Below are 13,803 nucleotides of genomic sequence, written 5' to 3' on the forward strand. Positions count from 1 at the left end.
CCAGCCGCGTCCGCGGAGACGTACCTCCGCACCACCGTGACCCCGCGTGCACGCGTGCGTGCCGCACCGCAGCGCGGCACCACGGCCGGCCGCCCCTGCCGACCCCGGGGCAACAGCGCGAGGAGCGGTTGGCGGGACGTGCCCTTCCCCGCCACCCGACAGGACACTCGTCGCTCAGCAGGGCATGTCGGACGCGTGGCACGAACGGCCGCCGCATGGCCGAGCGTGACCGGTACCCGCTTGTGGGGCGTACGCGACAACAGGAGTTGGCCAACCGGTGAAAACGGGTGGGAACGGGTCCCGACCTCAAGCAAGTTGTCGTAGGGTCACCTGCGGTGTGCCTGGCAGGCACACCGCCGAACACACGTCGCACGGATGGAAGGACGCCACAGGGGCAACCGGAACACCGGGTCAACCGTCACACCAGTGCGAGGCAGACAGACGGAGAAGGACTCACGCAGTCCACGGGAGGGGTTCACTCGATGGCGGCGCATTTCGGAAGGCGGCTGCGCAAGGGGGCGGCGACCACCGCCGTGGCCGCGGCGGCGGTCGCGGCTCTGTCCGCGTCCCAGGCTCCGGGAGTGCCCGGCGAGGACCACGGCAGACAGTCGACGGCCGGCGCCTCCGCCCCCGTGCCCGACGCGACCTCCGACGGCAACGCCACCGGCAACTCGCCGTACTACACGGACCTGCCGCCGCTGAACAGCCCGAATCCCAGCCCCTCGCCGAGCGCCACCGGCACCCCGGTCGCCCAGGGCGACGCCGAGGCCGGCATCCCGGCGACGGTCCTCGACGCCTACAAGAAGGCCGAGGCCGAACTGCGGTCCGCCAAGCCCGGCTGCAATCTGCCCTGGCAGCTGCTCGCCGCGATCGGCAAGGTCGAGTCGGGCCAGGCCAGCGGCGGCCGGGTCGACGCCGACGGCACCACGATCGGCCGGATCCTGGGCCCGGCGCTCGACGGCAACGGCTTCGCGCTCATCAAGGACACCGACCACGGCCTCTACGACGGCAACACCGAGTACGACCAGGCCGTCGGCCCCATGCAGTTCATCCCGTCGACCTGGGCCTGGGCAGGCCGCGACGGCAACGGCGACGGCAAGAAGGACCCCAACAACGTCTACGACGCCGCCCTCGCCGCCGGCCACTACCTGTGCCGCAACGGCTGGGACCTCTCGCGCGAGGACGACCTGCACAGCGCGATCCTCAGCTACAACAACTCGCAGGACTATCTGAACACCGTCCTGTCGTGGCTGGAGTACTACCGCAAGGGCACCCACTCCGTGCCCGACGGCACCGGCAGTGTGCCCACCCACCGCAGCGACGACGGCACCCCGCGCGCCAACTCCCCGAAGCACCCGAAGGCGCCGAAGACCAAGCCCGACCCGAAGCCCAGCACGCCCGGGCACGGGAGCCCCAGCCCGACCCCGCCGAAGCCGCCGGCCCCGCCGAAGCCCCCGCAGACCCCCACCGACACCGTGGACCACCTGCAGGACGCGGGCACCGCCAAGCTCACCGCGATGGCCGGGCATGCCTTCACCGACCAGATCGGCACCCGCGCCGCGACCAAGGCCGGCAAGGCCGTCGCCAAGGTCAGGATCCGGTTCACCATCACCGGTGACACCGACGCCACCTTCGCCGGCGGCGAGACCGTGGCCACGGTCGCCACCGACGCCAAGGGCGTCGCCCTCGCACCGGCCCTCCAAGCGGGCGAGAAGACCGGCGACTTCAGGGTCATGGCCACCGTCGTAGGCCGCACCGTCACGGGCCTCGGCTACTCGGCCACCGTCACCGAGCGCGCCGCCGACACCCTGGCCCGCACCAGCGACACGCCGCTGACCTGCGCCCCGGGCGGCGAGTTCGCCGACCAGGTCCAGCTGAAGGCGACGTACAAGGGCTCCGTCGCGGACAAGGTCGCGGCCACCGCCACCCTCATCAAGTCCGACACCGACGCCACCGAGAACGACAAGGGCCCGTACTTCAAGGACGCCGACGGCAAGCCCATTCGCACCCTCACCGGCCTCCAGACGGACGACAAGGGCCTGCTGACCCTGCCGAAGCTGTACGCGGACGACACCACCGGCACGTTCCTGCTCCGCATCACCACCGCCGGTGGAGCGACGCGCACCGTCGAACTGAAGGTCGCCGCCGCCGACTCCTCGCCGAGCCCGTCCCCGAGCCCGTCCGCTTCTTCCTGAGTACGACCGGCATCACGCGAGGGCGCCCTCTCCGCACCGGCGGGGAGGGCGCCCTCGTTCGTGCGTGCACCGCTGTTCTCATCTCACCCGCCCGTTGCTACGGTGCCGAACCTGACGCCCCATCAGGAACCCATGGGGACACGACCGTCCGCCGGGAGGCCCGTATGCGCGCCGTGATCGCCGCCGCGACCGGTCTGGCCCTCGCGCTCGCCCTGGTCCTGGCGATGACCGCCATGGGTACGCCGACGGGCAGGACATCCCCCAAGCCGCTGCTGACGACGGTGCCCTCGCACCCCTAGCCGCGCCCGTCCGGGAGGGAGGCCTTCCATGCGCCGCAAGGCAAGCCTGGTCCTGCTCGCCTGCGCCGTCTTCTGCGCGGCGCTGTCCCCGCTCATGCGCTGGTACGCCTTCCCGCGCCTGGCCAGGATCCCCGCGAACCAGTACCAGGACATGGTCCTGGAGGCCAAGGGCGCCACCCTCCTCGACTACGGCACCATGCGCGCGAGGAAGGTCTCCCAGGTCACCATCGTGCAGACCCTCAAGGGCGACGTGGCGGCCGCGAAGAAGATCGAGAGGACGGCGGGCCGGCCGGTCGTCGTCTGGGACAGCCTCTCCTACGTCCAGGGCCCCGACGGCAGGATGGTCTCCAAGGTCCCCGAGCGCTACATCTTCGACGCCCACAGCCAGGACCCCGTGCACGCCACCGGCGAGATGGTCGACGGCGACCCCGTCACCCGCCAGGGCATCGAGTTCAAGTGGCCCTTCCTGACCGAGAAACGCGACTACGAGTACTTCGACGCCCAGACCCGCACCACCAGCCCCATCCACTACAAGGACACCCGGACCTTCCGCGGCCTGAAGGTCTACTACTTCGAGCAGACCATCCCCTGGACCAAGGTCCCCATGCCGAAGACCATGCCCGTCCAGGGCATCACGCCGGAGTCGGTCGCCAAGACGGGCACCACCCGCTGGTACAGCACGGTCCGCAGGTTCTGGGTCGAACCCGTCACCGGCGCGCCCGTCTACGGCGAGGAACTCCACAAGGAGGAACTGCGCGGCGGCACCCTGCTCGGCGGCCGGGACAGGGTCACCGCGTTCGCCGGGGACGTGAAGATGCGCGAGGACTACATCGAGCACACGGTCGCCCTGGTCAAGCAAAACCGCACCCTGGTGCTGACGCTCACCTCGTACGTCCCCTGGGGCTCCCTGGCCGCGGGAGTCCTGCTCCTGGCCCTGTCCCTCTGCCTGGAGGCCAGGGCCCGCCGCCCCCAGGACCCGGCGCCCACCGAACCGGCCGAACCCGAACCGGTCAGCGCCTGAGCCGCGCGTTGGTGTGCCGGGTGGGCTCGGCGGTCGCCGGGTCCTCGGGCCACGGATGCTTCGGATACCGCCCGCGCAGCTCGGCCCGGACGCCCCGGTAGCCGTCCCGCCAGAAGGAGGCGAGGTCGGCCGTGACGGCGGCGGGCCGCCCGGCGGGGGAGAGCAGATGCACGAGCAGCGGCACCCCGGCGACGGCCGGCGTCTCGCGCAGCCCGAACATCTCCTGCAGCTTCACGGCGAGCACGGGCCGCTCCGGATCCCGATAGTCGATCCGGATTCTGGACCCACTCGGCACGGTGATCCGCTCCGGTGCCAGCTCCTCCAGCCGTGCCGCTTCGCCGGTCGCCCACGGCAGCAGTCGCGTCAGCGCCTGCCCGGCGTCGATCCGGCCGAGATCGGCCCGTCGCCGGGACCGGCTCAGCTCCGGCTCCAGCCAGTCGTCCACGCGCGCGTGCAGCGAGTCGCCGGACACGTCCGGCCATGGCTCACCGAGATGCGCCCGCAAGAACGCGAGCCGCTGCCGAAGCGATTCGGCGTCGGGCGTCCACCGCAGCACCCCGAGCCCTTCCTGCCGCAGTCCTTCGAGCAGGGCCCCGCGTACGAGTGCCGGATCGGCGTCCTTCAGCGGCCGTACGGCCAGCTCGATGGCGCCGAGCCGCTCGACACGCCGGGCTACGACGTCGCTGTCGGCCCAGTGGACCTCGTCCCGCTCGGCGCGCAGAGTCCCGGCGGCGGCGAGTGCCACACCCTCGTCGACGGCGGCTCCGAGCCGCACGCGCGCGTGGCCCGTACCGGAGGGCCGATCGGCCACGGCGACGACGATCCAGGATGCTCCCCGCAACGCCGACCCATCGCTCAACTCGGCCCGCGTGCCGGATGCCATCAGGTACGACCCACCGTCGCGCTTGGCCACCCGCTCGGGAAAGGCGAGCGCGGCGACGACCCCGGCGAGCCGCTCATCACCGGTACCCGGTCCGACCTCAAGGGCACCCTCCGCCTGACGGCCGCGGGCGAGAGGGTCGGAAAACTCCTGTGAGACGGCCCGCAGCCGCCGTACCTCCGCAGCCCACCGCCCCGCATAGGCGTCACCCGCACGCCGCGCACGACGCAACGCACCGGCGAGATCATCCCCGTAATCCCGCGGCACCTCTTCGGAGAGCAGCGCGACGACCTCCGCACCCCCGCCACCGGTGTCCACCAGTGCCCGCCCCAACCGAGGGTGCACCCCCAGCCGAGCCAGCCGCACACCCACCGACGTGGCCCGGCCGACGGAGTCCACCGCGCCCACCGCCGTCAACGCGGAGCGGGCCGCCGCCATCGCGCCACCCGGCGGAGGATCGAGCAACGCGAGACCGGAGGCGTCCGGATCGCCCCAGCAGGCCGCCTGCAGGGCGAACGCGGTCAGGTCGGCCACCCTGATCTCCGGCGCCGGAAACGCCGGCAGACGCGCGTCCTCGGCCTCGGACCAGCACCGGTACACCGCCCCCGGCGCCTCCCGTCCGGCCCGCCCCGCCCGCTGCCGGCCGGCCGCCCGCGACGCCCGTACTGTCGTCAGCCCGCTCAGCCCGCGCGCGTGGTCCACCCGCGGCTCCCGCGCCAGCCCCGAGTCCACCACCACGCGCACCCCGGGCACCGTCAGCGAGGACTCCGCCACCGAGGTCGCCAGCACCACCCGGCGCCGCCCCGCGGGCGACAGCACCGCGTCCTGCACGGCGGCCGGCGCCCGCCCGTGCACCTGGAGCACGTCCACGTCCCCGACATCGCCCAGTTGCCCCGCCACGCGCGCGATCTCCCCCACACCGGGCAGGAAGCACAGCACGTCCCCGTCCCGCTCGGCCAGCGCCCGCCGCACCACCGAGGCCACATGCGCCGGCAGCGCCGGATCGACCCGCATCCCGTGCGGCGGCCGTACCGGACGCACCGGAGGCGCCCACACGATCTCCACCGGATGCGCGGTGCCCTCCGCCTCGACCACGGGCGCTCCGCCCAGCAGCCGCGCCCAGCCCTCGGCGTCGGTCGTCGCCGACGCGGCCACCAGCCGCAGCTCCGGTCGCAGGGTCTGCCGTACGTCCCACAGGAACGCGGCCACCGTGTCGGCGTCCAGATGCCGCTCATGGCACTCGTCCAGCACGACGACGTCGACGCCGGCCAGCTCCTGATCGCGCTGCAGTCGCTGCAGCAGCACACCGGTCGTCACGACCTCCACGCGCGTATGCCGCCCCGCGAGGCGCTCGCCGCGCACCGTGAAGCCGACGCTGTCGCCCGGCTTCTCGCCCAGCAGCCACGCCATCCGCCGGGCCGCCGCCCGTGCCGCGATCCGGCGCGGTTCCGCCACCACGACCCGCCGCGCGGACCCGCCCCCGACCAGTCCCGCCAGCACGAGCGGCACCAGCGTCGTCTTGCCGGTGCCGGGCGGCGCCACGAGCACGGCGGTGCCGCCGTCCTCCAGGGCCTCGGTCAGGGCGGGCAGAGCCGAGCGCACGGGCAGCGCGTCCAGGGCGTCGTAACGGATCACGCCCCCAGTGTCGTACGCCGCCCGAAACGCTCTTCACACGCGCGTGCGTCAGGCGATCCCGCCGAGCGCCTGGTCCCGCTCGCACACGAAGATCGCCGTCCCCGGGATCAGGCGGCCCCGCAGCGGGGACCAGCCGCCCCACTCCGCGGTGTTCCAGGCCGGCCACTCCGGCTCCACCAGGTCCACCAGGCGGAAACCGGAGGCCACGATGTCCCGGACCCGGTCGCCGAGCGTCCTGTGGTGCTCGACGTAGACCGCGCTGCCCTGCTCGTCCTGCTCCACGTAGGGCGTGCGGTCGAAGTAGGAGGACGACACGGACAGACCCTCGGGGCCCGGCTCGTCCGGGAACGCCCAGCGGATCGGGTGCGTCACCGAGAAGACGAACCGGCCGCCCGGCCGCAGCACCCGGTGCACCTCGCGCAGCACCAGCCGCGGGTCGGCGACGAAGGGCAGCGCCCCGTAGGCGGAGCAGGCCAGATCGAAGGAGCTGTCCGCGAAGGGCAGCGCGCCGGCGTCGGCACAGACCAGCGGAAACGATCCGCCGATGCGCAGCGCGTGCTGCAGCTGGCGGTGCGAGAGGTCCAGGGCCACCGGGCGGGCCCCCTGCGCGGCCAGCCAGCGCGCGCACTGCGCCGCGCCCGCGCCGATCTCCAGGACCTCCTTGCCCTTCAGCTCCTCCGGCGGGCCGAGCAGCTCGGCCTCCGCCTCGTCCAGGCCCTCCGGACCCCACACGAAGCGGTCGTCGCCGAGGAACGTGCCGTGCTCGACCTGGTACTCGTCCGCGTTGCGGTCCCACCAGCCCCGATTGGCCCGTGCGCTCTCCGCGACACCGGCGTCACGGCGTGTCGCCTCCGGCTCGAACCCCTCGGGTCCCTCGGGCTCATACGCTTCCGGCTCTTGGATGATCGGCTCCCTCGTCGTACTCTTCCGTCCAACCCGCCAGGGTCCGACACGGAGGCGGTCCCACAGGCCTGCCTGGCCTCAAAGGACGCTTCTTCTGCCGGTTATGCGGCGATCCGCCCCGGGTGTGCGCCTTCGCGCATTGACCATGTCCGGCTGCCCCCGTATGCTACAAGTTGCGCTGCGGGCCTGCGCTCCTCAGACGTAGCAGGCTGCGCTCGCATCTGTTGTATGTCCCCTCGGTTGTCGAGGCGCCGTCACCAGTATCTGGTGGGGCGCTTCCTTGGCTGTCCGGCTTCTGCAGAGCGAAACGGGCTCCCGGCGTAAGCAGTACCTACGACTTCAATGTCCGTACCGGAGCCCTTTCCCACATGACGAGCAGCACCGAGACCACCGCCACCACCCCGCAGGTAGCGGTCAACGACATCGGTAACGAGGAAGCCTTCCTCGCAGCGATCGACGAGACGATCAAGTACTTCAACGACGGCGACATCGTCGACGGCGTCATCGTGAAGGTCGACCGGGACGAGGTCCTGCTCGACATCGGTTACAAGACCGAAGGTGTCATCCCGAGCCGCGAGCTCTCGATCAAGCACGACGTCGACCCGAACGAGGTCGTGGCCGTCGGCGACGAGATCGAGGCCCTGGTCCTCCAGAAGGAGGACAAGGAAGGCCGCCTGATCCTCTCGAAGAAGCGCGCCCAGTACGAGCGTGCCTGGGGCACCATCGAGAAGATCAAGGAAGAGGACGGCATCGTCACCGGTACCGTCATCGAGGTCGTCAAGGGTGGTCTCATCCTCGACATCGGCCTCCGCGGCTTCCTCCCGGCCTCCCTGGTCGAGATGCGCCGCGTCCGCGACCTCCAGCCGTACGTCGGCAAGGAACTCGAGGCGAAGATCATCGAGCTGGACAAGAACCGCAACAACGTGGTCCTGTCCCGCCGCGCCTGGCTCGAGCAGACCCAGTCCGAGGTCCGCCAGACGTTCCTCACGACCCTTCAGAAGGGTCAGGTCCGCTCCGGTGTGGTCTCCTCGATCGTCAACTTCGGTGCCTTCGTGGACCTGGGTGGCGTCGACGGTCTGGTCCACGTCTCCGAGCTGTCCTGGAAGCACATCGACCACCCGTCCGAGGTCGTCGAGGTCGGCCAGGAGGTCACCGTCGAGGTTCTCGACGTCGACATGGACCGCGAGCGCGTCTCCCTGTCGCTGAAGGCGACCCAGGAAGACCCGTGGCAGCAGTTCGCCCGCACCCACCAGATCGGCCAGGTCGTGCCCGGTAAGGTCACGAAGCTGGTTCCGTTCGGTGCGTTCGTCCGCGTGGACGAGGGCATCGAGGGTCTGGTCCACATCTCCGAGCTGGCCGAGCGCCACGTGGAGATCCCGGAGCAGGTCGTCCAGGTCAACGACGAGATCTTCGTCAAGGTCATCGACATCGACCTCGAGCGTCGCCGGATCTCGCTGTCCCTGAAGCAGGCCAACGAGTCCTTCGGTGCCGACCCGGCGTCGGTCGAGTTCGACCCGACCCTGTACGGCATGGCCGCGTCCTACGACGACCAGGGCAACTACATCTACCCCGAGGGCTTCGACCCGGAGACCAACGACTGGCTGCCGGGCTACGAGAAGCAGCGCGAGGAGTGGGAGCGCCAGTACGCCGAGGCGCAGGCCCGCTTCGAGCAGCACCAGCAGCAGGTCATCAAGTCCCGCGAGGCCGACGCCGCTGCCGCGGCCGAGGGCGGCGAGGCTGCGGCTCCGGCCGCGACCGGCGGTTCGTACTCCTCCGAGGGCGCGGACACCTCCGGTGCGCTGGCCTCGGACGAGGCGCTGGCCGCGCTGCGCGAGAAGCTCGCCGGCGGCCAGAGCTGAACGCCAGCCGCTGGGCTTAGCCGATAGCCGGCTCTGAGGGGCCGCACCTTCCGAGGTGCGGCCCCTCAGGCGTTTTTGGGTGGCTGTCCGTTGGCTCTTCGCGTGCGGGTTCCTCGTGGCTTGCCGTCCGTGAGATCGCTGATCAGCGGCGTGTCGCGGGAATGACCGCGTTCCAGGGGGCGTTGACCCTGAGGAACACGAGGAGGAGCGGTCACAGTGCTTGATCCGCAGGGTTTGTACGCATGGGAGCCGAAGGGCCTCGCCGTCGTCGACATGGCGCTCGCCCAGGAGTCGGCCGGCCTTGTCATGCTCTACCACTTCGACGGATACATCGACGCGGGCGAGACCGGCGACCAGATCGTCGACCGGCTGCTCGACTCACTGCCCCACCAGCTCGTCGCCCGTTTCGACCACGACCGGCTCGTGGACTACCGGGCCCGCCGGCCCCTGCTGACCTTCAAGCGGGACCGCTGGACCGACTACGAGGTCCCGGCCATCGAGGTCCGCCTCGTCCAGGACACCACGGGGGCCCCCTTCCTGCTGCTCTCCGGGCCCGAGCCGGACGTGGAGTGGGAGCGGTTCGCGGCGGCCGTACGGCAGATCGTGGAGCGGCTCGGCGTCCGCCTCTCCGTGAACTTCCACGGCATCCCCATGGGCGTCCCGCACACCCGCCCGGTGGATCTCACCCCGCACGGCAACCGCACCGACCTCGTCCCGGGCCACCGCAGCCCCTTCGAGGAGGCGCAGGTGCCCGGCAGCGCCGAGTCGCTGGTGGAGTACCGCCTGATGGAGGCCGGGCACGACGTCCTGGGCGTCGCCGCGCACGTCCCGCACTACATCGCGCGCTCGCCGTACCCGGACGCCGCCCTGACCGTCCTGGAGGCCGTCACGGCCGCCACCGGGCTGGTGCTCCCGGGCGTCGCGCACTCGCTGCGCACGGACGCGTACCGCACCCAGACGGAGATCGACCGGCAGATCCAGGAGGGCGACGAGGAACTCACCGCGCTCGTCCAGGGCCTGGAGCACCAGTACGACGCCGCCGCGGGCGCGGAGACCCGGGGCAACATGCTCGCCGAGTCGGTGGACATCCCGTCCGCCGACGAGATCGGGCGCGAGTTCGAGCGGTTCCTGGCGGAGCGGGAAGGCGAGAACTGACCTCCGCCGGGCCCGCTGTCAGTGGCAGGGCCTAAGCTTCCGGACATGCTGAAGGTGGGCCTGACCGGTGGGATCGGCGCCGGCAAGAGCGAGGTGTCACGGCTGCTCGTGGAGCACGGGGCCGTGCTGATCGACGCGGACCGCATCGCGCGCGAGGTCGTGGCGCCGGGCACCCCCGGCCTCGCCGCCGTGGTCGAGGCCTTCGGCGAGGGCGTCCTCACCGCGGACGGCAGCCTGGACCGGCCCAGACTGGGCTCGATCGTCTTCTCCGACCCGGAGAAACTCGCCGTCCTCAACTCGATCGTGCACCCCTTGGTGGGCGCCCGCTCCCGCGAGCTGGAGGAGACCGCGGCCGCCGACGCCGTGGTGATCCACGACGTCCCCCTCCTCACGGAGAACGGCCTGGCGCCGCTGTACGACCTCGTGGTCGTCGTGGACGCGAGCACCGAGACCCAGCTCGACCGGCTGGTCCGGCTGCGCGGGATGACCGAGGAGGACGCACGCGCGCGTATGGCCGCGCAGGCGACCCGCGAGCAGCGCAGACAGATCGCGGACATCGTGATCGACAACGACGTCCCGCTGGACGCGCTGCGCAAGCGCGTCGCCGAGGTGTGGGAGGACCTCGTACGGCGGGCGCGCGAGGGCACCGCGGAGTAGCGCCAGAATAGCGGCCCTCCCGCGGGCGTTGAAAGCGTGCAGTGAGGGAAGGACTCTGCCGTGCCCGAGACCAGCGGTTCCACCGGACGTACGCCGGAGACGCATGTCATCGACTTCCGTGCAGCCGAGCATCTGCTCAACTCACGGGACCCCCGGGGCGCGGTGAAGCTGCTCGACCCGGTCATCGCCGCGCACCCGGAGAACACCGCGGCCCGGCTGCTGCGCGCGCGTGCGTTCTTCGCCGCGGCACAACTGCGGCCCGCCGAACTGGAGTTCACGATCGTGCTGGAGCGCGAGCCGGACAACGCGTTCGCGCACTTCGCCCTGGCCCGCACCTACGAACGCCAGGGCCGCCCCGACCAGGCCAAACGCCATTTCCGTCTCGCCGCCGCGCTGGATCCGAACCCGCAGTACCTGAAGGCGGCACGCTTCGACGACTGACCCTTCGGCCACCGAGTGACCGGGGGCCGACCGCGCCTGGTCGATCACGGATGCCGGTGCCTCTGCGGGCCCGGGAACGGCGGTCCGTTGTCCGGCGGCCGGTACGGCGGCACATCACGCCCCGGTTGGTAGTGCGGGCCCTGCCGGATGTGTCTGACGATCATGGCCATGTCGATGGTGACCACCAGCCACAGCACCCCGCAGGCCGCTGCCCAGCCGGGGCGCCCGAGGAGCGTGAACGCCACCGTGCCGAAGACCGCCCAGACCAGCCCCCACACGGACAGCCAGAACCGCGCCCGCAGAGCACTGCGCGCGGTCACCGGTTCACTGCCCGTACGCATCGGAACACCACTCCTGCTTGCAACGTACTCTTCAGCGACGACGTACACCAACGGCGCTCGACCGTCGCTCGTCGAAGGGGGATCCCGTGCTGCCGGACGCCGACGACCTGCCCGGACTGCTCCTCGACCTGGCCGTACCGCACGAGGACATCAACGATCTGGTGGCCGGGCGGCGCCGGGTGACCGGTGACCCGGGAGTGCTCAGACTCCTGGAGGAGTGCGTCGAGGAGCTGTTCCGCGGCCCCGAGGGGAGCGGCCACCCACCCGATCTCGGCGAACTCTTCGACGCGGCGCCGGCCGAGCTGACCGGTGTCTTCCCCGTGTACGTCTTCGTCGCCGCGGCCCCGCACACCCTCGCCCGGCACCGGGAACGCGGCATCCCGCCCGAGGTCTCCCGGCGCACCCTGGCCGACCTGGGCCGTCAGATGGCCGTGCACCGCAGACGGCACGGCACGACCGGCGTGCAGTCGCGAAGCTGGCTCGTCCGTCACTTCCGGGGCGAGCTCTACCAGCTGGGCCGGCTGCAGTTCGAGCGGGCTCGGCTCGGACAGCGCTCGGCTCCCGTGCTCGCGGCGGCCGGACTGGACGCCGTCCCCGGCACGCCCTGCCTGAACCTGCACATCCCCGACTTCCAAGGTCCACTGACCCCGTCCGCCTGCGATCGCTCACTGACCTGGGCCCGCGAGTTCTTCGCCGTCCACTTCCCCGAGGAGCGGCCGGTGGCCGCACTGTGCCACTCCTGGCTGCTCGACTCGCAGTTGAAGCGGTACCTGCCGGCCGATTCCAACATCGTCCGCTTCCAGGACCGGTTCCGCACCGTTCGCGTGGACACCGAGCCGGCCGACACCGAACCCGTCCAGTTCGTCTTCGGCGACCCCGACCTGCCGGCTGCGGAGCTGCCCGCCCGCACGTCCGTGGAGCGGGCCGTGGGGGACCATCTGCGGGCGGGCGGCCACTGGTACATCGGGCGTGGGTGGTTTCCGTTGCCGGCCGGACAGTGGGGCTGAGCTCAGGGTCGAACAGCGCGAAGCAACTCGAACGGGTGAACTGTCGGCGAACGGGAACGGCCGTGCGAGGGCGGCCCGTTGTTCGGGCATGACGGTCGAAATGCGTGAGGGATACGAGGGCACGGGACCCGGTGCGATCACCCCGGACGGCTGCGCGGTCGAGCTGTACGAGCGGCTGCCGGTGGGCGACGAGCCGGACATCATCGCCGGGGCCGTACGGGCCGGGGCGCACATCCTGGAGCTGGGCAGCGGAGTGGGCCGGATGACCCACCCCCTGCTCGAGCGCGGCTTCACGGTCACGGCGGTGGACGAGTCCGCCGACATGCTGAGCCGGATCCGCGGGGCGCGCACGATATGCGGCCCCATCGAGCAACTGGACCTGGGCGGCGAGACGTTCGACGTGGTGATGCTCGCGTCGTTCCTCGTGCACGCCGGTGACGAGGAGGTGCGCCGAGGCCTGCTGCGCACCTGCGCCCGGCATGTGGCGAAGGACGGCTGCGTGCTGATCCAGCGGGAGGGCGAGGACTACCACACGAACGTGCCCAGGGAGCGGGTCGACCCGAGCGGCTTCACCGTACGGATCGTCTCCTCGGAGCCGGTCGGGAACGGCGCGAACTCGGTCCATGTCGAGTACGACTTCCCGGACGCGCACTGGACCCACACGTTCCTGGCCCGGCCGCTGACCAAGGAGCAGTTCGAATCGGCACTGGAGGAAGTGGGGCTGGAGGTGGACACGTATCTGACACCGGACGGCATTTGGGTGCGGGCGGTGCCGAAGGCATAGCGGGCACTCGGGCGGACGGGGCGGCCCGAGAGCGATGAGTTCCCGGACCCTGTCCGGTCTACCTCGGTGAAGGCAATCGGCACCGCTTCCCCAGGAGACCCTCATGTCCGAGACCACCGCTTCCGTCACCTCCACCGGCTCCCTCAGCGGCCGCAGGCGCGCGGCCCGGGTCGCGCTGCGGACCGTGCAGGTGCTGCTCGCGTTGTTCTACGGCATCGCGAGCGCGCTGCCCAAGCTCATCGCGCACCCCTCGGCCGTCGAGGCCTTCGACAAGATCGGCTGGGGCAGCGGGGCGATGTACACCATCGGCGCGCTCGAACTCGCCGGAGCCGTCGCGCTGTTGGTCCCCGTGCTGCAGTCCCTGGCGGCGATCGCGCTCAGCGCCCTGATGGTGGGCGCGTTCATCGTCCAGCTCACGGTCTTCGACGGCCAGAACGCGGCGACCCCGCTGATCCTGATGGTGCCGCTCATCCTGATCGCCTGGGCCCGGCGCGAGCACAACGGGGAGCTGCTGCGGTTGCTGCGACGGCGGTGACCCGGACACGGCACCGACGCCGTCGGCCGGCCACGGGGGCCGGCCGACGGCGCGGATCGGTTCGTGTGGGGTGGGGCTTTCGGGTCGCTGT

General features: G+C 71.5%; 13 protein-coding genes. 10 read left to right on the forward strand and 3 right to left on the reverse strand.

Annotated features, from left to right (window positions below; all coding sequences use genetic code 11):
* Positions 1–482 precede the first annotated feature (482 nt).
* The 3 genes from ACZ5NH_RS20475 to pgfA all read left to right on the forward strand — a co-directional run bounded on the left by ACZ5NH_RS20475 (position 483) and on the right by pgfA (position 3,515).
* Positions 483–2,195: a lytic transglycosylase domain-containing protein gene (locus ACZ5NH_RS20475; protein WP_468777086.1), complete on the forward strand. Its 1,713-nt coding sequence runs from the start codon at positions 483–485 to the stop codon at positions 2,193–2,195.
* A 164-nt stretch (positions 2,196–2,359) separates the two neighbouring features.
* Positions 2,360–2,494, forward strand: a complete 135-nt coding sequence (locus ACZ5NH_RS20480; RefSeq protein WP_468777088.1) for an SPW_0924 family protein — start codon at positions 2,360–2,362, stop codon at positions 2,492–2,494.
* 28 nt (positions 2,495–2,522) lie between these two features.
* On the forward strand, positions 2,523–3,515 hold the full coding sequence (pgfA, locus tag ACZ5NH_RS20485) for a cell envelope lipid trafficking protein PgfA (protein ID WP_468777090.1): 993 nt from the start codon (positions 2,523–2,525) through the stop codon (positions 3,513–3,515).
* On the opposite strand, the gene hrpB is transcribed toward pgfA, so the two are convergent.
* Positions 3,505–6,030: an ATP-dependent helicase HrpB gene (hrpB, locus tag ACZ5NH_RS20490; RefSeq protein ID WP_468777092.1), complete on the reverse strand. Its 2,526-nt coding sequence runs from the start codon at positions 6,028–6,030 to the stop codon at positions 3,505–3,507. The two genes, pgfA and hrpB, sit on opposite strands and share 11 nt — an antisense overlap.
* 48 nt (positions 6,031–6,078) lie before the next feature.
* Entirely contained in the window at positions 6,079–6,936 is an 858-nt protein-coding gene (locus ACZ5NH_RS20495; RefSeq protein ID WP_468777399.1) for a class I SAM-dependent methyltransferase, read from the reverse strand.
* A 365-nt stretch (positions 6,937–7,301) separates the two neighbouring features.
* On the opposite strand from ACZ5NH_RS20495, the gene rpsA reads away from it, so the two are divergent.
* The 4 genes from rpsA to ACZ5NH_RS20515 all read left to right on the forward strand — a co-directional run bounded on the left by rpsA (position 7,302) and on the right by ACZ5NH_RS20515 (position 11,045).
* A complete protein-coding gene (gene rpsA, locus ACZ5NH_RS20500; RefSeq protein WP_023551529.1) occupies positions 7,302–8,792 on the forward strand; it encodes a 30S ribosomal protein S1 in 1,491 nt (496 codons plus the stop codon).
* A 216-nt stretch (positions 8,793–9,008) separates the two neighbouring features.
* Positions 9,009–9,947, forward strand: a complete 939-nt coding sequence (locus ACZ5NH_RS20505) for a PAC2 family protein (protein WP_451551373.1) — start codon at positions 9,009–9,011, stop codon at positions 9,945–9,947.
* A 45-nt stretch (positions 9,948–9,992) separates the two neighbouring features.
* Positions 9,993–10,604: a dephospho-CoA kinase gene (gene coaE / locus ACZ5NH_RS20510; protein WP_468777095.1), complete on the forward strand. Its 612-nt coding sequence runs from the start codon at positions 9,993–9,995 to the stop codon at positions 10,602–10,604.
* A gap of 60 nt (positions 10,605–10,664) precedes the next feature.
* Positions 10,665–11,045, forward strand: a complete 381-nt coding sequence (locus ACZ5NH_RS20515) for a tetratricopeptide repeat protein (RefSeq protein ID WP_351800663.1) — start codon at positions 10,665–10,667, stop codon at positions 11,043–11,045.
* A gap of 44 nt (positions 11,046–11,089) precedes the next feature.
* Here the strand turns inward: ACZ5NH_RS20515 and ACZ5NH_RS20520 are convergent, their stop codons facing one another.
* Complete coding sequence (locus ACZ5NH_RS20520) at positions 11,090–11,386, reverse strand: DUF6343 family protein (RefSeq protein WP_388621278.1); 297 nt, start codon at positions 11,384–11,386, stop codon at positions 11,090–11,092.
* 86 nt (positions 11,387–11,472) lie between these two features.
* Between ACZ5NH_RS20520 and ACZ5NH_RS20525 the strand changes: the two genes are divergently transcribed.
* From ACZ5NH_RS20525 to ACZ5NH_RS20535, 3 genes are all read left to right on the forward strand, one after another.
* A complete protein-coding gene (locus tag ACZ5NH_RS20525; RefSeq protein ID WP_468777098.1) occupies positions 11,473–12,393 on the forward strand; it encodes an acyltransferase domain-containing protein in 921 nt (306 codons plus the stop codon).
* Between the two features lie 88 nt (positions 12,394–12,481).
* Complete coding sequence (locus ACZ5NH_RS20530) at positions 12,482–13,177, forward strand: class I SAM-dependent methyltransferase (protein ID WP_468777100.1); 696 nt, start codon at positions 12,482–12,484, stop codon at positions 13,175–13,177.
* A gap of 103 nt (positions 13,178–13,280) precedes the next feature.
* Positions 13,281–13,712: a DoxX family protein gene (locus ACZ5NH_RS20535; protein WP_468777102.1), complete on the forward strand. Its 432-nt coding sequence runs from the start codon at positions 13,281–13,283 to the stop codon at positions 13,710–13,712.
* Positions 13,713–13,803: the final 91 nt, after the last annotated feature.

It is taken from the genome of Streptomyces sp. NPDC031426, from assembly GCF_055581585.1.